Origin of the sequence: Pseudomonas sp. P105 (genome assembly GCF_032614175.1) — a bacterium.
Lineage (GTDB): Bacteria > Pseudomonadota > Gammaproteobacteria > Pseudomonadales > Pseudomonadaceae > Aquipseudomonas > Aquipseudomonas rhizophila.
The window spans coordinates 1,227,584-1,252,275 of sequence record NZ_CP126693.1 but is presented as its reverse complement, the minus strand read 5'-3'; the positions used below and the strand labels follow the sequence as shown (position 1 = coordinate 1,252,275).

Sequence of the window (24,692 nt, the reverse complement as noted above, 5' to 3'; positions counted from 1 at the left end):
GCGCCCCTCTAGCAAATCAAGGAGGCAGTCTAGCGGCTGTGCACACTTGATATGGAAATGGTATCAGCCATCTGATGAAGCATTACCGTCAGGGGTCACGTCCCCTACACGCTTTTCCAACTGACGCAAACGCCGCGCGATGTCATCGAGCTGGCGGATTCGGGCCGCGCTCTTGCGCCATTCGGCCGCCGGTTGCATCGCCGTGCCGGAAGAATAAGCACCCGGCTCGGTGATCGAATGGGTCACCATGGTCATTCCGGTGAGGAATACGTTGTCACAAATATCAATGTGCCCCACCAGCCCCACACCACCGGCGAGCATGCAATGCTTGCCGATCCGGGTGCTGCCGGAAATGCCTACGCAGGCGGCCATGGCGGTGTGATCACCGACCTGGACGTTGTGAGCGATCTGAATCTGGTTGTCGAGCTTGACGCCATTGCCGATGACCGTATCAGACAGGGCACCACGGTCGATCGCGGTGTTGACACCGATTTCCACGTCATCACCGATGGTCACGCCGCCGATCTGGGCGATCTTTTGCCAGATCCCCTTCTCCTTGGCAAAACCGAAACCCTCACCGCCCAGTACCGCGCCCGACTGGATCACCACCCGCTTTCCGATACGCACGTCGTGATACAACGTGACCCGCGGAGCAAGCCAGCCACCCTCACCGATCTCGCAGCGCGCACCGATGAAGCAATGGGCGCCCAGCGTGACGCCCGGGCCGACCCGGGCGGCGCTTTCAATGACGACAAAAGGACCGATGCTGGCCGTGGGATCAACCACCGCATCCGCCGCGATGACCGCGCTGGGATGAATGCCGGGGGCCGACTTGGGCTTGGGGTCGAACAGGTGGGAAATCCGCGCATACGCCAGATAGGGATCCGGCACGATCAGCGCATCGCCTGCAAACCCGTCGGCATCGGCAGGCTTGAGCAACAGCGCTGCGGCCCGGCTGTCGGCCAAGTATTTGCGATATTGAGGATTTGCCAGGAAGCTCAACTGAGCTGGGCCAGCCTCTTGTAAAGTGGCTAGCCCAGTGATGACCTTCTCCGGGTCGCCACGCAGGGTGGCGCCGAGGAACTCAGCCAGTTGGCCGAGCTTGATAATCGCTGTCATGGATTACTTCAGCTGATTCATGCGCTCGATAACCTGGCGCGTGATGTCGTACTGGGGTTTGACGTCAATCACTGCACCACGCTCGAACACCAGGTCAAAACCACCTTTCTTGATGACTTCTTCCACCGCCCGGTCGAGCTTTGGCTTGAGCTGCTTGAGCATCTCGCGGTCGGCAACGGCTTTCGCTTCGTTCAGCTCCTTGGACTGGAACTGGAAGTCACGAGCCTTTTGCTTGAACTCAAGCTCCAGACGCTCACGCTCGCCCTGGGCCATTTTGTCGCCACCGGAGACCAGACGATCCTGGATACCCTTGGCGCTGCTCTCCAGGCTCTTGAGCTTGGTCAGTTGCGGGCCGAACTTCTTCTCGGCATCCACGGCGTATTTCTTCGCCGCGTCGGATTCCAGCAGGGCCATCTGATAGTTCAGTACGGCAATCTTCATGTCGGCAAAAGCCGGACCTGCGACCATCAAGGTCGCCAGGAGAACCAATTGAGTCAACTTACGCACGATGTACTCCTACAAAATCCATTGTCGTTATCTTGGGTCAGACGCTTAGAACGTCTGGCCGAGGGAGAATTGGAACACTTGGGTTTCAGCGTCATCCGGTTTCTTGATCGGCATCGCCAGGGCGAAGCTCAATGGACCGAGCGCGGTGACCCAGGTCACACCCACGCCCACGGAACTTGCCATGTTGCTCAGGCTGATGTCGTTGCACTTGGTATTGGACCTGGTGCCGTCGGCGTTGGTGGTGTCCTCGCACGAAGAGTCGAATACGTTACCCACGTCCCAGAATACCGAGGTACGCAAGGAGCGCTGATCCTTGACGAACGGCATCGGGAACAACAGCTCGACACCGCCCTGGATCAGGACATTACCACCGAACGGCAGCGGATCCTGGTCCGGATCACGTATGGTTCCCGGGTTGGTGCCCTTGCTTGGCGTACTGCGCGGGCCAAGGGTGCTGTCCTTGAAGCCACGGACCGAGTTGAAACCACCAGCATAGTAGTTCTCGTAGAACGGCAAGCCGTCGGTGGAACCATAACCGTCGCCATAACCCAGCTCAGTGTGCAGGCGCATGGTGTAATTATCAGACAGCGGCTGGAACAGTTGGCCACGATAGTCGAGCTTGAAGAACGAGAGGTCGCTGCCAGGGGTGGTAGTTTCCAATACCAGGCTCTGGGAACGACCACGGGTCGCCAGCACACCTTTGTTCAGGGTCGATTCGGACCAACCGACAGACGCCTTGAAGTTCAGGTACTTGTCGCCTTCCTTTTCAACGAAGTCAAAAATCTCGTCAACGGTATAACGCCCGGTGCTGATCTCGTCCTGCTGTGCGGTGAGACCGAACGTCAGACGCGAAGTCTCGCTGATTGGATAACCCACGTTTACGCCTGCACCCAGGCTATCCACGGCATAGCTGGAGATGTCGGAGTCGAGCTCATCATAGTCAGTGGTGCGATAGAAGGCGTTGTAGCCCAGGCTCACACCGTCAGCAGTCCAGTAGGGGTCCACGAAACCGAAGTTGTAGCGGGTCTGGTATTCGCTGCGGGTCAAGCCAACGCTGACCCGGTTACCGGTACCCAGGAAGTTGTTCTGGGTGATCGAACCACCGAGGATCAGGCCGGCGCTCTGGGCGAAACCGACGCTGGCGGTGATCGAGCCGGACGCCTGCTCTTCAACGCTGTAGTTCACATCGACCTGGTCATCGACGCCCGGTACTGCCGGGGTCTCGACGTTGACTTCCTTGAAGAAGCCCAGGCGCTCCAGACGGGTCTTGGACTGGTCGATCAGGTAGGTCGACGCCCAGCCACCTTCCATCTGGCGCATTTCACGGCGCAGCACCTCATCTTCGGACTTGGTGTTGCCACGGAAGTTGATGCGGTTGACGTAGGCACGCTTGCCCGGATCCACGGCGAAGGTGATGTCGACGGTATGGTCTTCATCGTGCGGTTGCGGCACGCCGTTGACGTTGGCGAAGGTGTAGCCCTCGTTACCCAGACGACGGGTGATCAGTTCGGAAGTGGTGGTCATCAGCTTGCGCGAGAACACCTGGCCCTTCTGCACCAGCAGCAGCGAGGTGACCTGGTCTTCCGGCACCTTCAGGTCGCCGCTGAGCTTGACGTCACGAACGGTGTACTTGTCGCCTTCGTTGACGTTGACGGTGATGTAGACGTGCTTCTTGTCCGGGGTGATGGACACCTGGGTCGAAGCGATATCCATGTTGATATAGCCGCGGTCCAGGTAGTAGGAACGCAGACGTTCCAGGTCACCGGAGAGCTTTTCACGGGCGTACTTGTCGTCGTTCTTGAAGAACGACAGCCAGTTGGTGGTCTTGAGTTCGAACAGGTCGATCAGGTCTTCATCAGGGAAAACGGTGTTGCCCACCACGTTGATGTGCTGGATCGCCGCCACCGTGCCTTCATTGATGTTGACCTTCAGGCCTACGCGGTTGCGCGGCTGCGGCACCACTTCGGTGTCGACGGTGGCCGAGTAACGGCCCTGGGCAACGTACTGGCGTTGCAGCTCGTTACGAACACCTTCGAGGGTGGCGCGCTGGAAGATCTCGCCTTCGGCCAGGCCGGACTGTTTGAGGCCCTTCATCAGGTCTTCAGTGGAGATCGCCTTGTTGCCTTCGATCTCGATACTGGCAACCGATGGACGCTCAACTACCGTGATGACCAGTACATTGCCATCACGACCCAGCTGGATATCCTGAAAGAAGCCGGTTTTGAACAGCGCGCGAGTGGATTCCACCAGACGCCGATCATCCGCCTGCTCGCCGACGTTTAACGGCAAGGCACCAAAGACACTACCCGCGGAGACCCGCTGGAGGCCATTGACGCGAATATCAGAGATAGTGAAGGACTCGGCGTGAACTTCGGCGATCATCAATACGGTGAGAACCGCAGTTAGCAGCAGACGTTTCATGAAGTCCTTTCTTATTCCAACTGGCAATAAACAAACTGCCGCAAAATGCGGCAGATTCGCAATTCAGCGAAGCGTTACAGACGACCCAGATCGTTGACCAAGGCAAGCAACATCACCCCGACCACCAAGCTGATACCGATCTGTATCCCCCAACCTTGCACCCTATCCGACAAGGGACGACCACGCGCCCACTCGATCAGATAAAACAACAAATGCCCCCCATCCAGTACCGGAATGGGCAGCAAATTCAGAACCCCCAGGCTAATGCTCAGATAAGCAAGGAAATTCAGGAAATCAGCGACGCCCGACTGGGCAGAAGCGCCCGCCACTTTAGCAATGGTTATCGGTCCACTCAAGTTTTTTACCGAGAGCTCGCCGAACAACATTTTCTTGAGCGAATCGAGGGTCAGGATGCTCATGGTCCAGGTACGACGCGCGCCCTCGCCAATCGCCGCCACAGGGCCGAAACTGACCTCGCGGATCATTTCCGGCGGCCAGTCGACAGCCTTGACGCCGGCACCCAGATAGCCGGTCGGCGCCTTGCTCTCGCCACGGGCGCCCAGGGTTACCGGGACGTCGATCGGCGCACCATCGCGCTCGACGCGCAGCACTATCTTGCTGTCCGGACGTACACGAACCGAATCGACCACCTGCTGCCAGTCACTGACCGGCAGGCCATCGAGCGCCAGCAGCCGATCACCGGTCTTCAGGCCTGCAGCCTGGGCCGGGCCTTTCGGGTCGAGTTCGGCGAGTATCGGCGGCAAGGCCGGACGCCATGGCTTGATCCCCAGGGAACGGATCGGATCCGGCTCGTCGGCGCCCTTGAGCCAGTTGTCCAGGATCAGTTCGCGAGGCGAATCCACCGTGGAACCCTGCTCGCGCACCATCAATTGCAACGAACCGCTCTCACCCAGGCGACGCACCAGTTGCAGGTTGACCGCCGCCCAGCCCGATGTCGGCTCCCCATCGATGGCAACGATTTCCTGCCCGACACCCAGCCCGGCACGGGCGGCGACGCTGCCGGCCTCCACCCCACCGATGACCGGACGCACCTGCTCGCTGCCCAGCATGGCCAGGGCCCAGAAAAAAACCATGGCCAGCAAAAAGTTGGCTATCGGCCCCGCCGCCACGATGGCAATACGCTGACGGACGGTCTTGCGGTTGAAGGATTGGTCGACCTGATCGGCCGGCACTTCACCTTCGCGCTCGTCGAGCATCTTCACGTAGCCGCCCAGCGGAATGGCTGCCACAACGAATTCGGTGCCCTTTTTGTCATGCCAGCGCAGCAGCGGCATGCCGAAACCGACGGAAAAACGCAGAACCTTGACGCCACAGCGCCGCGCGACCCAGAAATGACCGAATTCGTGAAAAGTGACCAACACCCCCAATGCAACCAGGGTGCCGACAATCATATAGAGCGCGCTCATCTGTTTTCTCCGCAATCCTGCCCAGGACAACCCTGGCTAACGTACCGCAGCCTCAACGCCCGTGGCGCTTCAACCATTGGCCCGCCAGCTCACGAGCCCTGGCGTCCGCCGTGAATACCGCATCGAGGTCATCGAGCGAAACCACAGCCTCGAGGTTCAAGACCTCCTCGATGATACTCGCGATCTCGAGGTAACGGACACGTCCGTCGAGAAACGCTGCAACCGCCACTTCATTGGCAGCATTGAGCATGGCCGGAGCACTGTTGCCTGCCTCAGCCGCTTGTCGCGCCAGACGCAGGCATGGAAAGCGCTGCTCATCAGGCGCCTGGAAATCCAGGCGGGCAATGGCGAACAGGTCCAGCGGCGCCACGCCCGAATCAATCCGCGCAGGCCAGGCCAGTGCATTGGCGATCGGAGTACGCATATCCGGGTTGCCCAATTGAGCCAGCACCGAACCGTCTATGTAATCCACCAGGGAGTGAATCACGCTCTGCGGGTGAATCACCACTTCCACCTGGGACGGCTTGGCATCGAACAACCAGCAGGCCTCGATCAGTTCCAGGCCCTTGTTCATCATGCTGGCCGAATCCACGGAAATCTTGCGACCCATGGACCAGTTCGGGTGAGCACAAGCCTGCTCGGGTGAAACATGCACCAACTCTTCCAGCGGAGTCTGCCGGAACGGACCGCCGGAAGCCGTCAGCAAAATCCGCCGGACCCCCACTGCGCCCAGGCCGCGGGAAAAGTCCTGCGGCATGCATTGAAAAATCGCATTGTGCTCGCTGTCGATGGGCAGCAGCACCGAACCGCTTTTGCGCACGGCCTGCATGAACAGCGCGCCGGACATGACCAGTGCTTCTTTATTGGCCAGCAGGATTTTTTTACCTGCCTCTACCGCCGCTAGCGTTGGACGCAAACCCGCCGCGCCGACAATCGCCGCCATCACCGCGTCGACTTCAGGATCGGAGGCGACCTGACACAACCCTTCCTCCCCCACCAGCACACGGGTAGGCAAGCCTGCCGCGCGCAAGTCGTCCTGCAAGGCTCGGGCAACGCCAGCCTCAGGCACCACGGCGAAACGCGGGGTATGGCGTATGCACAGCGCCAGCAGCTCACTCAAGCGAGTAAAACCACTGAGGGCAAATACCTGATAGCGCTCCGGGTGACGGCCGATGACATCAAGCGTACTCAGGCCGATCGAACCGGTAGCACCCAGGACGGTAATTTGTTGAGGGCGACTCACGATGCCGCCATCCATAGCAGCACGGCAAAGATCGGAATCGCAGCGGTCAGGCTGTCGATGCGATCCAGCACGCCACCATGGCCGGGCAGCAGATTACTGCTGTCCTTGATGCCGGACTGACGCTTGAACATGCTTTCGGTCAGGTCGCCGACCACCGATACAAATACGATGAGAGCAGCCCCAAACAGGCCCATCAGCAACTGCCCGGCACTCCACTCCCGCACGACGCCGACCACCGCTGTGATCACCAGGCTCAAGGCCAGGCCTCCATAGACCCCTTCCCAGCTCTTGCCGGGACTGACCTTGGGAGCAAGCTTGCGCTTGCCAAACGCCCGTCCGGAGAAATAGGCACCGACATCCGCCCCCCAGACCAACACCATCACAGCCATGATCTGCCAGTTGCCCAACGGGCCTTGCTTGATCCAGATCAGCCCTTGCCAGGCCGGCAGCAGGATAAGCAGGCCAATCACCAGCTTCGCGGCAGCACCTGCCCAATGATGCGTGGTCCGCGGATAGGTCAACACCAGGAAGGTCGCCGTGGCCCACCACAATACCGCTGCCCCCAGAACCCAGGGCGCGATACCCGGCACCAGGTACATGACGAACAGCATCGCCGCCACGGCCACGGCATAGGCCACGCGCGCAGACTGCGCCGGGAAGCCCGCCAAGCGCGCCCACTCCCATGCCCCCAAGGTCACGACCAACCCGATGAACAGCGCGAAACTGGCACCTTCAAGCAGGAAAAATCCACCCAGGGCGATGGGCAACAGGATCAGAGCGGTGATGATTCGTTGTTTAAGCATTAAACCCGGGCTCCAGCTTCGATCTGCTCGCTCGTTTTACCGAAACGACGCTGACGGGAAGCGAAATCGGCCAGCGCCGTGCGCATGGCTTCGTGTTTGAAGTCCGGCCAGAACAGGTCGGAGAAATACAGCTCGGCGTAAGCCAGCTGCCAGAGCAGGAAGTTACTGATGCGATGCTCGCCACCGGTACGAATGCACAGGTCCGGCAACGGCAAGTCGCCAGTGGCCAGACAGGTCTGCAGCAGCTCAGGCGTGATGTCTTCCGGCCGCAAATGCCCGGCCTGGACCTCCCGCGCCAGCCGCTGGGCTGCCTGGGCGATGTCCCATTGGCCGCCATAGTTGGCGGCAATTTGCAGGACGAACCGATTGGCACCCGCCGTGGCGGCCTCGGCTTCGCGCATCGCAGCCTGCAACTCGGGATGAAAGCGCGAGCGGTCACCAATGATGCGCAGGCTGATGCTGTTGTCGTTGAGGCGCTTGGCCTCACGCCGCAGAGCCTTGAGGAACAGATCCATCAAGGCGCTGACTTCATCGGCCGGACGCTGCCAGTTCTCGCTGGAGAAGGCGAACAGGGTCAGCACCTCGACCCCGGCCTCGGCACACACCTCGATGACCGCGCGAACTGCATCGACCCCCGCCTTGTGCCCGGCCACGCCAGGCATAAAGCGCTTCTTGGCCCAGCGATTATTGCCATCCATGATGATCGCCACGTGACGCGGAATCGCAAACGGCACGGCCTGTTTGGTCTTTTCCATGAAAACGAGACCCTTATACGGCCATCAGGTCTTTTTCTTTCTGCGCCAAATCCGCATCGATCTTAGCCACGTACTTCTTGGTCAGATCATCAATCTCGCCAGCGGCGCGACGCTCTTCGTCTTCACTGATTTCCTTTTCCTTGACCAGATCCTTGAGCTGGCTGTTGGCATCACGACGGATGTTGCGCACGGCGACGCGAGCGTCTTCAGCCACATCACGGGCCTGCTTGGTGAAGCCCTTACGGGTTTCCTCGGTCAGGGCCGGCATGGAAATCAGCAGCAACTCACCCAGGTTGGTCGGGTTCAGGTTCAGGCCGGCACTGCCGATGGCCTTGTCGACCGCGCCCAGCATGTTGCGCTCAAAGGCAACGACTTGCAGGGTCCGGGCATCCTTGACGGTGATGTTGGCCACTTGCTTGATCGGCGTATCAGCGCCGTAGTACGGCACCATCACGCCTTCGAGAATGCTTGGGTGCGCCTGGCCGGTACGAATGCGACCGAAGTTGTGTGCCAGCGATTCCACGGATTTCTGCATGCGCTCTTGAGCGTCTTTCTTGATTTCGTTGATCATTGTTGTACTTCCTCGATCAGTGTTCCTTCGGCGCCGCCATGCACGATATTCAGCAGGGCGCCGGGCTTGTTCATGTTAAAGACGCGCAGCGGCATCTTGTGGTCGCGGCACAGACAGATAGCCGTCAGGTCCATGACACCCAGCTTGCGATCCAGTACTTCATCGTAGGTCAGATGATCGAACTTCTCGGCATGCGGATCTTTGAACGGGTCAGCGGTATAGACGCCATCGACCTTGGTTGCCTTGAGCACGACATCGGCATCGATCTCGATCGCTCGCAGGCAGGCGGCCGAATCCGTGGTGAAGAACGGATTGCCGGTGCCGGCGGCAAAAATCACCACTTCCTTGGCATTGAGGTGGCGCATGGCTTTGCGGCGGTCGTAGTGATCGGTCACGCCGACCATGGAAATGGCCGACATTACGATGGCCGAGATATTGGCACGCTCCAGCGCATCGCGCATAGCCAGGGCGTTCATCACAGTGGCCAGCATGCCCATGTGGTCGCCCGTAACCCGATCCATGCCGGCCGCGCTCAGCGCTGCGCCGCGGAACAGGTTGCCGCCGCCGATAACCAGGCCGACCTGAACGCCAATTCCGACCAACTGGCCGACTTCCAGCGCCATGCGATCCAGCACTTTCGGATCGATCCCGAACTCTTCCGAGCCCATCAGGGCCTCGCCGCTAAGCTTGAGTAGAATGCGTTTATAGCGAGCCTGATAACCACTGCCCTGCTGAGCCATTGCGAATCTCTCCTGCGGCGTATTTTCGAAAATTCTTTCAGGCTGTTTGCAGCCTGCGTTCACTCTAGCTTGACGCTGACACAGCGCCATCGAAACACGGCTTTGTAAGCCAGTTCCGACAGGAAACCAATAAAAATCGGCATCCCATCCAAAAAGAGGCTGCGCGCGTAAGCGGGCAGCCTCTTCAGGGCGACAGTTAAAAAAACCGTCTTATTGCTTGGAAGCAGCCGCTACCTGAGCAGCAACTTCGTCAGCGAAGTTGTCGACTGGCTTCTCGATGCCTTCACCTACCGCAAAGCGAGTGAAGGAAACGATTTCAGCGCCGCCTTTCTTGGCCAGGGCACCCACGGTGATTTCCGGGTCCTTGACGAAAGCTTGCTCAACCAGGCTGGCTTCAGCCAGGAACTTGCTGATGCGGCCGCCGATCATTTTTTCAACGATTTCAGCTGGCTTGCCTTTCATCTTGTCTTCGTTGAGGCTCATGAACACGGCTTTTTCGCGTTCGATGGCTTCAGCGGAAACTTGCGATGGCAGCAGGAACTCAGGGTTGCTGGCCGCTACGTGCATGGCGATGTCCTTGGCCAGTTCAACGGAACCGCCCTTGAGGACAACTGCAACACCGATCTTGTTACCGTGCAGGTAAGTACCGACCACGTCACCTTCAACGCGAGCCAGACGACGGATGTTGACGTTCTCGCCGGTCTTGCCGACCAGAACCAGACGATCAGCTTCACGAGCTTCGATCAGCGGAGCGACATCAGTCAGTTTGTCAGCAAAGGCTTTTTCGACGCTGGCAGCGACGAATGCCTTGAAGTCATCCTGCAGAGCCAGGAAGTCGGTCTGGGAGTTGACTTCCAGCAGAACGGCGACCTTGCCGTCGTCCTTGATGGCGATGGCGCCTTCAGCGGCGACGTTGCCGGCTTTCTTGGCAGCCTTGATGGCGCCCGAAGCACGCATGTCATCAATGGCTTTCTCGATGTCGCCGCCAGCCTTGGTCAAGGCCTTCTTGCAGTCCATCATGCCTTCGCCGGTACGCTCGCGCAGTTCTTTGACCAACGCTGCAGTAATCTCTGCCATTTCAAAATCCTCTTGGATAGGTTTTCAACCATTCCACCCGATTGAACGGGCGTGCAATTCTTCCCGAACCACCCTTGTTAGCCGCTGCACGTTACAGATGCTGTAGCTGCGCTGCTGACAAATGGTTTTCGAGGTGGCAAAAAGGGGGCCAAGCCCCCTTTTTGCTTACTGAGTCAACGCCAGGGCGTCAATTACTCAGCGGCTGCTGCCGGAGCTTCTTCAGCGAAGACTTCGGTGCCGCCATTAACATTGTTGCGACCACGGATAACAGCGTCAGCCATCGAACCCATGTACAGCTGGATGGCGCGGATGGCGTCATCGTTGCCTGGGATGATGTAGTCAACGCCTTCCGGGCTGCTGTTGGTATCGACAACGCCGATGACCGGGATACCCAGCTTGTTGGCTTCGGTGATCGCGATGCGCTCGTGGTCAACGTCGATCACGAACAGTGCGTCAGGCAGACCGCCCATGTCCTTGATACCGCCCAGGGAGCGGTCCAGCTTCTCAAGATCGCGAGTGCGCATCAGCGCTTCTTTCTTGGTCAGCTTGGCGAAAGTACCGTCTTCGGACTGCACTTCAAGGTCACGCAGACGCTTGATGGAAGCGCGAATGGTCTTGAAGTTGGTCAGCATGCCGCCCAACCAGCGGTGATCGACGTACGGCGAACCGCAACGTGCTGCTTCTTCAGCAACGATCTTGCCAGCGGAACGCTTGGTGCCGACGAACAGAATCTTGTTTTTGCCCTGGGCCAGGCGCTCTACGAAGGTCAGTGCTTCGTTGAACATCGGCAGGGTTTTTTCAAGGTTGATGATGTGGATCTTGTTACGCGCGCCGAAAATGTACTTACCCATTTTCGGGTTCCAGTAACGGGTCTGGTGACCGAAGTGCACACCGGCCTTCAGCATATCGCGCATGTTGACTTGGGACATGATAGTTCCTTGATAAGTCGGGTTTGGCCTCCACGTATCCCAATGACCAACCAGCGGCCTATATAAGCCGAAGGCACCCAGGTCATCGTGTCGACACGTGTGTGGATTTAAGCTTGCGGGGTCATCCCCGGAAAGCGGCGCATTTTATACCACAGCAAGGGCGAAAACGGAACACGGATTCTGAAACCCCCTATGGAAGGGGTTTTATCCCCTCGCCACAGAGTTCCATCCAGGCGATAGGGTTCATTGCGCTGATCGTCTGTTAGAATCGCCTCTTTCAGGGCCGGCTGCTCATCATCCGCCGCCCATTTCGTTTTGAACAGCGCCGCCGGGCGCAGAGAGAGCCTGTATGACCGTCACCCTCAAGACCCCCGAGGACATCGCAAAAATGCGTGTCGCCGGCAAACTCGCCGCCGACGTGCTGGAAATGATTGCCGAACACGTCAAGCCGGGCGTTACCACCGAAGAACTGGACCGGATCTGCCACGACTACATCGTCAACGAGCAGAAAGCCATCCCTGCCCCGCTCAACTATAAAGGCTTTCCCAAGTCGATCTGCACCTCGATCAACCACGTGGTCTGCCACGGCATCCCCAACGAAAAGCCGTTGAAGGATGGCGACACCCTGAACATCGACGTTACCGTCATCAAGGATGGCTACCACGGTGACACCAGCCGCATGTTCCATGTCGGCAACGTGCCGGAATGGGCCCAGCGCCTGTCGAAAGTCACCCAGGAATGCATGTACATGGCCATCGAACTGGTGAAACCGGGCTGCCGCCTGGGAGACATCGGTGAAGTGATCCAGAAACACGCGCAGAAGAACGGCTTTTCGGTGGTGCGCGAATTCTGCGGCCACGGTATCGGCAAAGTGTTCCATGAAGAACCGCAGATCCTGCACTACGGCCGTGCCGGCACCGGCATGGAGCTGCAAGCGGGCATGACCTTCACCATCGAGCCAATGATCAACCAGGGTCGCGCCGACACCAAGGTACTGGGCGACGGCTGGACCGCCATCACCAAGGACCGCAAGCTGTCGGCCCAGTGGGAACATACCTTGCTGGTTACCGAGACTGGGTACGAGATCTTCACCCTGCGCAGCGATGACACCATCGCTCGCGTTTCCGCCTGATCCACAACCCAGCTATAGATAGAAAGAAAGGAAAGCCATTCGATGCCGCAGGTGGATCCCGAACTCTTCGACCGCGGCCAGTTCCAGGCTGAACTGGCCCTGAAGGCAAGCCCCATATCGGCCTTCAAGAAGGCGATCCGCCAGGCTCATGAAGTGCTCGACCAGCGCTTTCGCAGTGGCCGGGATATTCGCCGGCTGATCGAAGACCGTGCCTGGTTCGTCGATAACATCCTGCAAAAGGCCTGGGAGCAGTTCAACTGGAGCGAAGATGCCGACATTGCCCTGGTGGCGGTGGGCGGCTATGGGCGCGGTGAGCTGCACCCTTACTCCGACATCGATCTGCTGATCCTGCTGGACAGCGCCGACCATGAAGTTTTCCGCGACTCCATCGAGCGTTTCCTGACACTGCTGTGGGACATCGGCCTGGAAGTCGGTCAGAGCGTGCGCTCGGTGCAGGAATGCGCCGACGAGGCCCGCGCCGACCTGACGGTGATCACCAACCTGATGGAAAGCCGCACCATCGCCGGTCCCGAGCGCCTTCGCCAGCGTATGCTCGAAGTCACCAGCACCGCGCACATGTGGCCCAGCAAGGACTTTTTCCTGGCCAAGCACGCCGAACAAAAGGCCCGCCACCACAAGTACAACGACACCGAATACAACCTGGAACCCAACGTCAAAGGCTCCCCTGGCGGATTGCGGGACATCCAGACCATCCTGTGGGTTGCCCGTCGCCAGTACGGCACCCTGAACCTGCGCGCCCTGGCTGGCGAAGGCTTCCTGGTGGAAAGCGAAAATGCCCTGCTGGCCTCGTCCCAGGAATTCCTGTGGAAAGTGCGATACGCCTTGCACATGCTTGCCGGGCGCTCCGAAGACCGCTTGCTGTTCGATCACCAGCGCTCCATCGCGGGCTTGCTGGGTTTCGAGGGCCAGGATGCCAAGCAGTCCATCGAAAACTTCATGCAGCAGTACTACCGGGTGGTGATGAGCATCGCCCAGCTCAGCGAACTGATCATCCAGCACTTCGAAGAGGTCATCCTCGCCCCCGAAGACGAAGAACCGCCGCAGCCGATCAACTCACGCTTCCAGCTCCACGATGGTTACATCGAAGCGCGCAACGCCAATGTATTCCGCCGTACGCCGTTCGCCATGCTGGAGATTTTCGTGCTCATGGCCCAGCAGCCGGAAATCAAGGGGGTGCGCGCCGACACCATTCGCCTGCTGCGGGAAAACCGTCACCTGATCGATGACGACTTCCGCCACGATATCCGCAACACCAGCCTGTTCATCGAGCTGTTCAAGTGCAGGATCGGGGTGCATCGCAACCTGCGGCGGATGAACCGTTACGGCATTCTGGGGCGCTACCTGCCGGAGTTCGGTTTCATCGTCGGTCAGATGCAGCACGACCTGTTCCACATCTATACGGTCGATGCCCACACGCTGAACCTGATCAAGCACCTGCGGAAGTTGCAATACACCCAGGTATCGGAAAAATTCCCACTGGCCAGCAAGCTCATGGGCAAGCTGCCCAAGCCCGAACTGATCTACATGGCGGGGCTTTACCACGACATCGGCAAGGGTCGCCAAGGCGATCACTCCGAGATCGGCGCGGTGGATGCCGAGGCGTTCTGCCAGCGCCATCAACTGCCGGTATGGGACAGCCGGCTGATCGTCTGGCTGGTGCAGAATCACCTGGTGATGTCGACCACCGCCCAGCGCAAGGACCTGTCCGACCCGCAGGTGATCCACGACTTCGCCCAGATCGTCGGTGATGAAACACGTCTGGATTACCTCTACGTGCTGACCGTGGCCGATATCAATGCCACCAACCCGAGCCTGTGGAACTCCTGGCGCGCCAGCCTGTTGCGCCAGCTCTACACCGAGACCAAGCGTGCCCTGCGCCGCGGCCTGGAAAACCCGGTGGACCGCGAAGAGCAGATCCGTCGCACCCAGACTGCCGCCCTGGACATCCTGGTGCGCGGCGGCACCGATCCGGACGACGTCGAACAGCTCTGGTCGCAGTTGGGCGATGACTATTTCCTGCGCCACACTGCCGGCGACGTCGCCTGGCACAGCGACGCGATTCTGCAGCAACCGGCCGATGGCGGGCCGTTGGTGCTGATCAAGGAAACCACCCAGCGCGAGTTCGAGGGCGGCACGCAGATTTTCATCTACGCCCCGGACCAGCACGACTTCTTCGCCGTGACTGTGGCGGCGATGGACCAGCTCAACCTCAACATTCACGACGCCCGGGTCATTACCTCCAGCAGCCAGTTCACCCTCGACACCTACATTGTGCTCGACACCGATGGCGATTCGATTGGCGACAACCCGACGCGGGTCAAACAGATCCGCGACGGTCTCACCGAGGCCCTGCGCAACCCGGCGGATTACCCGACCATCATCCAGCGCCGGGTCCCGCGCCAGCTCAAGCACTTCGCCTTCGCTCCCCAGGTAACGATCCACAACGACGCCCAGCGTCAGGTCACGGTGCTGGAGCTCAGCGCCCCGGACCGCCCGGGCCTGCTGGCGCGGGTCGGACATATATTCCTGGAGTTCGACCTGTCGTTGCAGAACGCCAAGATCGCCACCTTGGGCGAACGGGTGGAAGACGTGTTCTTCATCACTGACGCGCATAACCAGCCGCTGTCCGATCCGCAGCTGTGCAGCCGCTTGCAGGACGCGATTGTCCGGCAGTTGAGCGTCAACCAGGAACCTGATGCCAACCTGACGCGTATCAATATCTGAATCAACGCTCCCCCTGTGGGAGCGAGCTTGCTCGCGATAGCGACGGAACATCCGGCATCGATTCTGCTGACCCACCGCTATCGCGAGCAAGCTCGCTCCCACAAGGACCGCGCCCACATTGACGAGGCCCCCGATGAACAACGCTCTGAACCAGTTGCAGCCCTACCCGTTCGAAAAGCTCCGCGCCCTGCTGGGCAGCGTCACGCCCAACCCGGACAAACGCCCCATCGCGCTGTCCATCGGCGAGCCCAAGCACCGCTCGCCAAGCTTTGTGGCTGAAGCCCTGGCCAGCAATCTGGAAAAAATGGCCGTGTACCCGACCACCCTCGGCATCCCGGAATTGCGTGAAGCCATCACCGGCTGGTGCGAGCGCCGCTTCAACGTGCCGAACGGCTGGCTGGACCCGGCGCGCCACGTGCTGCCGGTCAATGGCACCCGTGAAGCTCTGTTTGCCTTCACCCAGACCGTGGTCAACCGTGGCGACGACGCCCTGGTGGTCAGCCCGAATCCGTTCTATCAGATCTATGAAGGCGCCGCGTTCCTGGCCGGAGCCAAGCCACACTACCTGCCGTGCCTGGACGAAAACGGCTTCAATCCGGATTTCGATGCGGTCTCGCCGGACATCTGGAAACGCTGCCAGATCCTGTTCCTGTGCTCCCCGGGCAACCCGACCGGTGCGCTGATCCCGGTGGATGTGCTGAAGAGGCTCATTGCCCTGGCCGACGAGCACGACTTCGTGATTGCCGCGGACGAGTGCTACAGCGAGCTGTACTTCGACGAACAGACCCCGCCACCAGGGCTGCTCAGCGCCTGCGTCGAGCTCGGCCGCCAGGATTTCAAGCGCTGCGTGGTGTTCCACAGCCTGTCCAAACGCTCCAACCTGCCAGGCCTGCGCTCCGGTTTCGTGGCCGGCGATGCGGACATCCTCAAGGGCTTCTTGCTGTATCGCACCTACCACGGCTGCGCGATGCCGGTTCAGACCCAACTGGCGAGCATCGCCGCATGGAACGACGAAGTGCACGTACGGGCCAACCGCGCGCTGTACCGGGAAAAGTTCGACGCGGTACTGGAAATCCTCAGCCCGGTACTGGACGTGCAACGCCCCGACGGTAGCTTCTACCTGTGGCCGAACGTAGCGGGCGATGATGCGGCGTTCTGCCGTGACCTGTTCGAACAGGAACACGTGACCGTGGTACCGGGCTCGTACCTGTCCCGCGAAGTGGATGGCGTCAACCCAGGCGCCGGACGCGTGCGCATGGCCCTGGTCGCGCCATTGGCTGAATGTGTGGAAGCGGCGGAGCGGATTCGCGCGTTCATTCAGCGTCGGGGTTGATGGCTATATCCCGCCGAAGCGGACGCTGTTGTGGCGAGGGAGCTTGCTCCCGCTGGGCTGCGTAGCGGCCCCAAAGCAGTCAACTCAATCTGCCTGACATACCGATTTGTGCGGTTTCAGGGCCGCTTCGCGCCCCAGCGGGAGCAAGCTCCCTCGCCACAGGTTTAGTGCTCTGCCGGGATTTTTGTGTTTGCCTTTCGATTTATCGCGAGCAAGCTTTGCTCCCACAGTGGTTTGGTGTTGTTCACAAAGTTTGTGATCGATACCGGATCCTGTGGGAGCAAAGCTTGCTCGCGATGAGGACGGCACTATTACATCAAGCCCGAAGCTCTACCCGATCCAGGCACTTGTTCGCCAACAACATCCCCAACTCAATCATCTGGGCCACTCCCAATGCTACATGTCGTCGCGAGCCGTCCTGATCGAAGGCAAGGTCATTGAGCATTGCATTGGCCGAAGCCAGGGTTTCGCTGAGATTGGCCAGCAACACTTCGGTGTCGATACCGTCAGCCACAGTGAATAGCTGTACTGAGGGCTTGGATTCTGACTCGCTGTCGTCAGGTTTGAGATAGTGATCCAGCACACGATCAGCGGCTTCTTGCAGTTTTTCGGGTGCGTAATCGCCGTAGGGGAAAGTGGATGCGGGCTTTGGTGCGTTTTGAGTCTCTTTGTTGTCCATCAAAATTGCTCCCTAGAGCTGAAGTATGTAAAGCCCCGCGCTTGGATAGCGCAGAAGCCCGTGCTCCTAGAGGTTTTGTTCGGATTCTCACGTCCGGTCGCTGAATTGGCAGCGACACCCAGAGGCTAGAGCCCTCGCTTCCGACGGACAACCTTAAAAACTTGTCGGAAACTTCGGCGCGTCTGACAGACCACGGTCTGTCTGCTCAGACAAGAAAAGACATAAACGTACCGCGAACGCCAAGCCGTTGATTTCGCTTACTTTGTACACCGAAAGATCTCATTCAACCCTGTTACGAGGGTTCAAGCTGGCTTGAATTCGCTATCCCCTGTAGCCATAATCCTCCCCGTCACCAGCGAAAGCTGGCAGGAGTCTGGGTCCCTCTCGAGGTTGACCCAGCGGCGCAGAAAGGGCGAAGCAAGCTCAACTGCGTGTCGATTGAAGCCGCCTTCGGGCGGCTTTGCTTTTTTATGAGGATAAGGAATGCCTCTTTATTACCATCCCAAGCAAGGCGATGTTCTTCTTTGCGACTTCACGCGGGGCTTTGTTGCGCCTGAAATGCTGAAGATCCGCAAGGTGGTGGTGATCTCTCCTACTGCCACACACAGTCGCAAGCTCTGCACTGTGGTGCCGATTTCCTCCACAACTCCACAAACTCAGCAGGACTGGCACCACCTGCTCCGCACCAACCCCCTCCAGTCCGATGGCTACAAAGAGCTGTGGGTGAAGTGCGACATGATTTATACCGTGAGTTTTGAACGTCTGGACAAGCTGCATAAAAAGACTCGATCCAAGGGCCGAGAGTACTTCGTTCCTCGCCTGGGCTCTGAAGACATGCAAGGCGTGATCGCCGGTGTGAAGGCCTACCTTCCGCTCTAACCCCAACCGTTATTTACCCAACCCCAAATTCGCCTCCGCCAGATCCAACTCCCCCAGCACCTCTCGCAGCACATCATCCCCAATCTGGTGATGACGGCTGAGGCGATACAACTCCAGCCGCTGCGCCCGATAGGCCTTCAAGCGCAGCCGGCGTTCCAGCAGGTCCATCTCAAACGCCAGCGCCTGGGCTTCGGCGGAGTCGTTGAACACCTCCAACTGATGGCGATATTCAGACATCAACCGCGCCTTGACCTCGGTCGCCAGCGCCGCTTGGGTCGCGTCGGGCGCGCTGGCAGCCTCGCTCGTTCCGTCCACTTCCAATGCATGGATCGCCGCTTCAGCAGTTTTGCGCCAGGCATCGCGCACTTCGTGGCGGCGCTTGTCATCGGGGCTTTTCTCGATACCTCGCAGCAGCAATGGCAGGGCGATGCAGGCGGCGATCAATGACAGCAGAATCACCCCGGCGGCAATGAAGATCAGCAAGTCTCGCTCGGGAAACGGCTCACCCGCCGCCAACAGCATCGGCACCGACAGCACGCCCGCCAGTGTCACCGCTCCGCGCACCCCGCCGAAGGTCAGCAACCAGCAGGAGCGCGCAGTCGGCACGAGCGTCAGCTCGCCCTTGCCACGCCAGCGGCGCAATAGCCCGGACAGGCGCCAGGTGCTTTGCACCCAGACAAACCGCAGCACCAGCAACACCAGGAAAATCGCCACCACGTCCAGGCAGCGGTAGAACAGCGTCGGCCACAATGTGGTTTCGTGGCTGGTCACCGCCTTGGCGATGTCCGGCAATTGCAGGCCCAGCAGCAGGAAGATCAAGCCGTTGAAGGCGAACTCCAGCAGTGACCAGACGCTGCGGTTGAGCAACCGCGTGCCGGTCTGGCGCGGCAGCAGGTCGAGCCAGCTCTGCATCATGCCGGCCGCCACTGCCGAGAGAATCCCCGAAGCGCCCAAACGTTCAGCCAGCACATAGGCCGCGAATGGCAACAGCAACATGAACACTACGTGGGTGGCCGGGTCGTCCCAGCCGCGCCCGATCATCCAGGCCCGCATACGGCCCACCAGCCAACTCAAGGCCACGCCGACCAGCAGTCCACCGATCGCCACCAGCACGAAGGCCAGGCTCGCGTTGGCCAGGGAAAACACCCCGGTGATGGCCGCCGCCAGGGCGAACTTGAAGGTGACCAGGCCCGAGGCGTCGTTCATCAGCGCTTCGCCCTGGAGCATGTGCATCAGGGGGCCGGGCAAGCGGTCGCGAGCAATCGCCGACACCGCCACCGCGTCGGTCGGCGACAGGACCGCCGCCAGGGCAAACGCCACCGGCAGCGGGATGCTCGGCAGCAGCCAGTGAATGAAATAACCGGCGCCCACCACCGTAAACAGCACCAGCCCCACCGCCAGCGTCAGGATCGGCCCGCGCAGGCGCCAGAATTCGCGCTTGGGCATACGCCAGCCGTCGGAGAACAGCAGCGGTGGCAGGAATAAAAACAGGAACAACTCCGGATTGAGCGTTACATGCAAACCCAGGGATGGCCAGGCCAGCAACGCCCCTGCGCCGATCTGCACCAAGGGCAACGGCAGCGGAATCAACCGTCCGATCAGCCGCGAAACACCCACCAGCGTCAACAGAATCAGCACGGTATAAGCGCTTTGCATAACGAGTTTCCATTTACAGCGACACACATCCGGCAACAGCTTGCCGTTGAAGTGCCATATTAACCGCCTAGCATTAACTTGGCCGTTACACCTATGTCGCAGTCAGCCCTGTGGAATGAGCCTGTGGGAGCAAAGCTTGCTCGCGATGAACGATGGCGCAGTCTTGCAGTTGAACCGTGTCGCCTGTATCGCGAGCAAGCTTTGCTCCCACAGACTCGCCCACAGGTTTGGGTGCATGCCGATCTGGCGTCGCGAAACCGTCCGGTCATGGCATAATCCTTGACCTTTTATTTCCAGCACCTGCAAAGGGGGCAATTCCTTGACCGATTCAAGTAAAACGTTGCACCTTTTCGGTATCAAAGCCTGTGACACGATGAAAAAGGCGCGCACCTGGCTCGATGAACACGCTGTCAACTATGACTTTCACGATTACAAGACCGCCGGCATCGACCGTGAGCACCTGACCCAATGGTGCAACGAGCATGGCTGGCAAGTGGTGTTGAACCGTGCCGGTACGACCTTTCGCAAACTCGACGACGAACGCAAAGCCGATCTCGACCAGACGAAAGCCATCGAACTGATGCTCGGCCAACCCTCGATGATCAAGCGCCCGGTGCTTGATCTCGGTGACCGAACCCTGATTGGCTTCAAGCCAGATATATATGCGGCAGAAATCAAGTAAGCCTGCCCAGTCCATTTTGTAGAGGTAATTTCATGTCCAATACTCTGTTCAGCCTGGCCTTCGGTGTCGGCACGCAAAACCGTCAAGGTAGCTGGCTGGAAGTGTTCTACGCCCAACCGTTGCTCAACCCTTCGGCCGAGATCGTCAAGGCCATCGCGCCGATTCTGGGCTATAGCGAAGGCAACCAGGCCATCACCTTCACCACCGCCCAGGCTTCGCAACTGGCTGACGCGCTCAAGGGCGTCGATGCCGGGCAAGCCGCGTTGCTGACCCGTCTGGCCGAGAGCCACAAGCCGCTGGTCGCCACTCTGCTGGCTGAAGACGCCCAACTGAGCACCACGCCCGAGGCCTACCTCAAGCTGCATCTGTTGTCCCACCGTCTGGTCAAGCCTCACGGCCTGAACCTGACCGGTATTTTCCCGCTGCTGCCGAACGTGGCCTGGACCAGCCAGGGCGCAATCGACCTGGGCGAACTGGCCGAGCACCAGCTCGAAGCCCGTCTGCGCGGCGAGCTGCTGGAAGTGTTCTCGGTGGACAAGTTCCCGAAAATGACTGACTACGTGGTCCCGGCCGGCGTGCGTATCGCCGATGCCGCGCGGATCCGCCTGGGCGCCTACGTAGGCGAAGGCACCACAGTGATGCACGAAGGTTTCGTCAACTTCAACGCCGGCACCGAAGGCCCGGGCATGATCGAAGGCCGTGTATCGGCTGGCGTGTTCGTTGGCAAGGGTTCGGACTTGGGCGGCGGTTGCTCGACCATGGGCACCCTGTCGGGCGGCGGCAACATCGTGATCAAGGTCGGTGAAGGCTGCCTGATCGGTGCCAACGCCGGCATCGGCATTCCGCTGGGCGACCGCAACACCGTGGAGTCGGGCCTGTACGTGACCGCCGGCACCAAGGTGGCGCTGCTGGACGAGAACAACCAACTGGTCAAGGTGGTCAAGGCCCGCGAGCTGGCCGGCCAGCCCGATCTGCTGTTCCGCCGCAACTCCGAGACCGGCGCGGTGGAATGCAAAACCCATAAATCGGCCATCGAGCTGAACGAAGCACTGCACGCCCACAACTAAGCCGCTTCACACCATCACCTGTGGGAGCAACTTTGCTCCCACAGGGTCCGGCGTAACTCCAGCAGGGCCCGAAAGCATGTTGATTCCCTCTCCCTGGCGCGCCGACTTCCCGGCCATCGCCGCCTTGCAACGGCAAGGCCAGACTTACCTGGACAACGCCGCCACCACGCAAAAACCCCAAGCCCTGCTGGACGCCCTGGCGCATTACTACGCCAATGGCGCGGCCAACGTGCACCGCGCACAGCATCTGCCGGGCGCCCATGCGACCCAAGCATTCGAAGACAGCCGACTCAAAGTGTCGCAATGGCTCAATGCCGGGGATTGCGGGCAAATCGTCTTCACCCATGGCGCCACTTCGGCGCTGAATCTTCTGGCCTATGGGTTGGAACATCTTTTCAATCCGGGCGATGAAATCGTCATCAGCGCCCTGGAACACCACGCCAACCTGCTGCCGTGGCAACAACTGGCCGAGCGTCGTGCGTTGACGCTGGTGGTGTTGCCGCTGGGTGCCGACGGGGTGATCGATATCAGCGCCGCCGCCGAACTGATCGGCCCACGTACGCGCCTGCTGGCGGTGAGCCAGCTGTCCAACGTGCTGGGCACCTGGCAGCCCTTGCCAGCGCTATTGGCCCTGGCCAAGGTCCAAGGCGCGCTGACGGTGATCGATGGCGCCCAGGGTGTGGTTCATGGCCGTCACGATGTGGAGGCACTGGGCTGCGACTTTTATGTATTTTCCAGCCACAAGCTCTATGGCCCCGAAGGACTGGGCGTGTTGTTCGGCCGCACCGAAGCGCTTCATCAACTGCGTCATTGGCAGTTCGGCGGCGAGATGGTGCAACAGGCCGACTACCACAGCGCCACGTTCCGTCCGGCGCCACTGGGCTTCGAAGCCGGCACGCCGCCGATTGCCAGTGTGATCGGCCTGGGCGCGACCCTCGACTACCTGTCCGGCCTCGACCCGCAGGCAGTCAGCGACCATGAAACTGCATTGCATGACTACCTGCTCCACGGGCTGCTGGCGCGCAATGGCGTCCGCCTGGTGGGCAATCCGAGCCTGGCCCTGGTCAGCTTCGTGGTCGAAGGCGTGCACAACGCCGACCTGGCCCACTTGCTGACCGAACAAGGCATCGCTGTACGCGCCGGGCATCACTGCGCCATGCCGCTGTTCAAACATCTGAAGCTGTCGGGGGCGATTCGCGTGTCGCTGGCGCTGTACAACGACTCCGCCGATATCGAACGCTTCTTCGAGGCTCTGGACCAGGCCCTGGAGATGCTCCGATGAGCCTGCCGGCCGACGCGGCCACAGCGCTGCAAGTGTTTCAGGACGCATCGGGTTGGGAACAACGCGCCCGGCTACTGATGCAATGGGGCGAGCGCCTGCCGCCCTTGAGCGATGCGGATAAGTGCGACGCCAATCTCGTCCATGGTTGTGAAAGTCAGGTGTGGTTGGTGGGACGGCTGCAGGACGGACATTGGCAGTTTGCCGCCAGCAGCGATGCGCGGTTGATTCGTGGGCTGGTGGCGTTGCTGCTGGCGCGGGTCAACGGCTTGTCGGCTGACGAGTTGCAGCAGGTGGATTTGCCGGGGTGGTTCAATCAGTTGGGATTGTCACGGCAGTTGTCGCCTTCGCGCAGCAATGGTTTGAATGCGGTGTTGAAGCGGATGTTTGAGTTGACTGAATGATCGCCATCGCGAGCAGGCTCGCTCCCACAGGGGATCCGTGTCGTACACAAAACTTGTGTTCCATGAGATCCAATGTGGGAGCGAGCCTGCTCGCGATGAGGCCATCAGCCCCAGTGCTCAAACCTGAGGCTTAACCCGGTCCGCCGGCCGCCGCACACCCGCCACAATCTTATCCACAGCCTTGGTCGCCGCGACCATGCCGAACGTCGCCGTGACCATCATCACCGCACCAAACCCGCCAGCGCAGTCGAGCTTGACGCCATCGCCGACAAAGCTCTTCTGCAAGCAAATGCTGCCGTCCGGTTTCGGGTAGCGCAGTTGCTCGGTGGAGAACACGCAGGGCACGCTGTAATGGCGGGTCACGGTACGGGAAAAACCGTAATCGCGGCGCAAGGTAGAACGCACTTTCGAGGCCAGCGGATCATTGAACGTGCGGTTCAGGTCGCACACCTGGATCAACGTCGGGTCGATCTGCCCGCCCGCGCCGCCGGTGGTGATGATCTGGATCTTGCGGCGCTTGCACCAGGCGATCAGCGCCGCCTTGGCGTTGACGCTGTCGATGCAGTCGATCACGCAATCGATGTTCGGCGTGATGTATTCGGCCATGGTGTCGCGGGTGACGAAATCCGCCACGGCATGCACCGTGCAGTCGGGGTTGATGCCGCGCAGGCGCTCGGCCATCACCTCGACCTTGGGTTTGCCGACGGTGCTGTCCAGGGCGTGCAGTTGGCGGTTGGCATTGCTGACGCAGACATCATCCAGGTCGAACAGCGAAATCTCGCCCACGCCGCAACGGGCGATGGCTTCCGCCGCCCAGGAACCAACGCCGCCCACCCCGACAATCGCCACATGGGCCGCCCGCAGGCGCTCCAGGCCTTCGATGCCATACAAACGGGCGATACCGGCAAACCGTGGATCTTCTGTACTCATGACCATTACCCCAAAAACCGGCGCGCATTATAGGGCTTTGCTGCGGCAATTCGAGCCGGTCGCGAAATGAATCCGACCAATTTCCCTTGTGGGAGCGAGCTTGCTCGCGATAGCGGTGTGTCAGTCAATATTGATGCGGCTGATCCGACGCCATCGCGAGCAAGCTCGCTCCCACAGGTTTCGTGGTCCAACTGACCAGCACCAGGGGCCCACCGGGGTCGTTTTGCTATAAGATAACCGCCATTTTGTAAGCCTCGACCGAATACAATCCAACGGTCGAACTCAGGACCTGTGGGAGCGGGCTTGCTCGCGAA

At 60.1% G+C, this 24,692-nt stretch carries 22 protein-coding genes; 8 read left to right on the top strand and 14 right to left on the bottom strand.

The window, feature by feature from the left end; translation table 11 throughout:
- Positions 1 to 63: 63 nt before the first annotated feature.
- The 11 genes from lpxD to rpsB form a co-directional block, all read right to left on the bottom strand.
- Entirely contained in the window at positions 64 to 1,119 is a 1,056-nt protein-coding gene (gene lpxD / locus QOM08_RS05555; RefSeq protein ID WP_139051055.1) for a UDP-3-O-(3-hydroxymyristoyl)glucosamine N-acyltransferase, read from the bottom strand.
- A 3-nt stretch (positions 1,120 to 1,122) separates the two neighbouring features.
- Complete coding sequence (locus QOM08_RS05550) at positions 1,123 to 1,626, bottom strand: OmpH family outer membrane protein (protein ID WP_047227567.1); 504 nt, start codon at positions 1,624 to 1,626, stop codon at positions 1,123 to 1,125.
- 45 nt (positions 1,627 to 1,671) lie between these two features.
- Complete coding sequence (gene bamA, locus QOM08_RS05545) at positions 1,672 to 4,047, bottom strand: outer membrane protein assembly factor BamA (RefSeq protein ID WP_139051056.1); 2,376 nt, start codon at positions 4,045 to 4,047, stop codon at positions 1,672 to 1,674.
- Positions 4,048 to 4,121: 74 nt separating this feature from the next.
- Entirely contained in the window at positions 4,122 to 5,474 is a 1,353-nt protein-coding gene (gene rseP / locus QOM08_RS05540) for an RIP metalloprotease RseP (protein WP_316912671.1), read from the bottom strand.
- A gap of 52 nt (positions 5,475 to 5,526) precedes the next feature.
- Positions 5,527 to 6,717, bottom strand: coding sequence for a 1-deoxy-D-xylulose-5-phosphate reductoisomerase (ispC, locus tag QOM08_RS05535; protein WP_076386735.1), 1,191 nt, complete (start codon positions 6,715 to 6,717; stop codon positions 5,527 to 5,529).
- Entirely contained in the window at positions 6,714 to 7,520 is an 807-nt protein-coding gene (locus QOM08_RS05530; RefSeq protein WP_047227564.1) for a phosphatidate cytidylyltransferase, read from the bottom strand. The genes ispC and QOM08_RS05530 overlap by 4 nt, the downstream gene beginning before the upstream one ends.
- Positions 7,520 to 8,275 (bottom strand): polyprenyl diphosphate synthase, encoded by a 756-nt coding sequence (uppS, locus tag QOM08_RS05525; protein WP_047227563.1) that lies wholly within the window; start codon positions 8,273 to 8,275, stop codon positions 7,520 to 7,522. The genes QOM08_RS05530 and uppS overlap by 1 nt, the downstream gene beginning before the upstream one ends.
- 13 nt (positions 8,276 to 8,288) lie before the next feature.
- Positions 8,289 to 8,846: a ribosome recycling factor gene (frr, locus tag QOM08_RS05520; protein ID WP_047227562.1), complete on the bottom strand. Its 558-nt coding sequence runs from the start codon at positions 8,844 to 8,846 to the stop codon at positions 8,289 to 8,291.
- Complete coding sequence (gene pyrH, locus QOM08_RS05515; RefSeq protein ID WP_024779012.1) at positions 8,843 to 9,586, bottom strand: UMP kinase; 744 nt, start codon at positions 9,584 to 9,586, stop codon at positions 8,843 to 8,845. The genes frr and pyrH overlap by 4 nt, the downstream gene beginning before the upstream one ends.
- Positions 9,587 to 9,796: 210 nt before the next feature.
- Positions 9,797 to 10,663: a translation elongation factor Ts gene (gene tsf, locus QOM08_RS05510; protein ID WP_047227561.1), complete on the bottom strand. Its 867-nt coding sequence runs from the start codon at positions 10,661 to 10,663 to the stop codon at positions 9,797 to 9,799.
- Positions 10,664 to 10,854: 191 nt separating this feature from the next.
- Entirely contained in the window at positions 10,855 to 11,592 is a 738-nt protein-coding gene (rpsB, locus tag QOM08_RS05505) for a 30S ribosomal protein S2 (RefSeq protein ID WP_003198231.1), read from the bottom strand.
- A gap of 349 nt (positions 11,593 to 11,941) precedes the next feature.
- Between rpsB and map the strand changes: the two genes are divergently transcribed.
- The 3 genes from map (at position 11,942) to dapC (ending at position 16,802) form a co-directional block, all read left to right on the top strand.
- Complete coding sequence (gene map, locus QOM08_RS05500; RefSeq protein ID WP_047227560.1) at positions 11,942 to 12,724, top strand: type I methionyl aminopeptidase; 783 nt, start codon at positions 11,942 to 11,944, stop codon at positions 12,722 to 12,724.
- Positions 12,725 to 12,766: 42 nt separating this feature from the next.
- Positions 12,767 to 15,469 carry a [protein-PII] uridylyltransferase gene (locus tag QOM08_RS05495; RefSeq protein WP_316912670.1) on the top strand — a complete coding sequence of 901 codons (2,703 nt, stop codon included), beginning with the start codon at positions 12,767 to 12,769 and terminating at the stop codon, positions 15,467 to 15,469.
- A 133-nt stretch (positions 15,470 to 15,602) separates the two neighbouring features.
- A complete protein-coding gene (dapC, locus tag QOM08_RS05490; RefSeq protein ID WP_047227558.1) occupies positions 15,603 to 16,802 on the top strand; it encodes a succinyldiaminopimelate transaminase in 1,200 nt (399 codons plus the stop codon).
- Between the two features lie 316 nt (positions 16,803 to 17,118).
- Here dapC and QOM08_RS05485 read toward each other — a convergent pair whose 3' ends face one another.
- Positions 17,119 to 17,481, bottom strand: a complete 363-nt coding sequence (locus tag QOM08_RS05485; RefSeq protein ID WP_316912669.1) for a DUF6124 family protein — start codon at positions 17,479 to 17,481, stop codon at positions 17,119 to 17,121.
- A gap of 483 nt (positions 17,482 to 17,964) precedes the next feature.
- Here QOM08_RS05485 and QOM08_RS05480 point away from each other — a divergent pair, with 483 nt between their 5' ends.
- The gene (locus QOM08_RS05480) at positions 17,965 to 18,360 is read left to right on the top strand and encodes a type II toxin-antitoxin system PemK/MazF family toxin (RefSeq protein WP_210643046.1); all 396 of its coding nucleotides are present in this window, start codon (positions 17,965 to 17,967) and stop codon (positions 18,358 to 18,360) included.
- A gap of 9 nt (positions 18,361 to 18,369) precedes the next feature.
- On the opposite strand, the gene QOM08_RS05475 is transcribed toward QOM08_RS05480, so the two are convergent.
- Positions 18,370 to 20,016 carry a Na+/H+ antiporter gene (locus QOM08_RS05475; protein WP_288912101.1) on the bottom strand — a complete coding sequence of 549 codons (1,647 nt, stop codon included), beginning with the start codon at positions 20,014 to 20,016 and terminating at the stop codon, positions 18,370 to 18,372.
- A gap of 319 nt (positions 20,017 to 20,335) precedes the next feature.
- Between QOM08_RS05475 and QOM08_RS05470 the strand changes: the two genes are divergently transcribed.
- From QOM08_RS05470 to QOM08_RS05455, 4 genes are all read left to right on the top strand, one after another.
- A complete protein-coding gene (locus tag QOM08_RS05470) occupies positions 20,336 to 20,698 on the top strand; it encodes an ArsC family reductase (protein ID WP_047227555.1) in 363 nt (120 codons plus the stop codon).
- A gap of 32 nt (positions 20,699 to 20,730) precedes the next feature.
- Positions 20,731 to 21,765, top strand: a complete 1,035-nt coding sequence (gene dapD / locus QOM08_RS05465; protein ID WP_173407343.1) for a 2,3,4,5-tetrahydropyridine-2,6-dicarboxylate N-succinyltransferase — start codon at positions 20,731 to 20,733, stop codon at positions 21,763 to 21,765.
- Positions 21,766 to 21,841: 76 nt separating this feature from the next.
- The gene (locus tag QOM08_RS05460; RefSeq protein WP_107321566.1) at positions 21,842 to 23,047 is read left to right on the top strand and encodes an aminotransferase class V-fold PLP-dependent enzyme; all 1,206 of its coding nucleotides are present in this window, start codon (positions 21,842 to 21,844) and stop codon (positions 23,045 to 23,047) included.
- Positions 23,044 to 23,448: a SufE family protein gene (locus QOM08_RS05455; RefSeq protein ID WP_316912668.1), complete on the top strand. Its 405-nt coding sequence runs from the start codon at positions 23,044 to 23,046 to the stop codon at positions 23,446 to 23,448. The genes QOM08_RS05460 and QOM08_RS05455 overlap by 4 nt, the downstream gene beginning before the upstream one ends.
- Positions 23,449 to 23,565: 117 nt before the next feature.
- Here the strand turns inward: QOM08_RS05455 and tcdA are convergent, their stop codons facing one another.
- A complete protein-coding gene (gene tcdA / locus QOM08_RS05450) occupies positions 23,566 to 24,378 on the bottom strand; it encodes a tRNA cyclic N6-threonylcarbamoyladenosine(37) synthase TcdA (RefSeq protein ID WP_003198205.1) in 813 nt (270 codons plus the stop codon).
- Between the last annotated feature and the right edge of the window lie 314 nt (positions 24,379 to 24,692).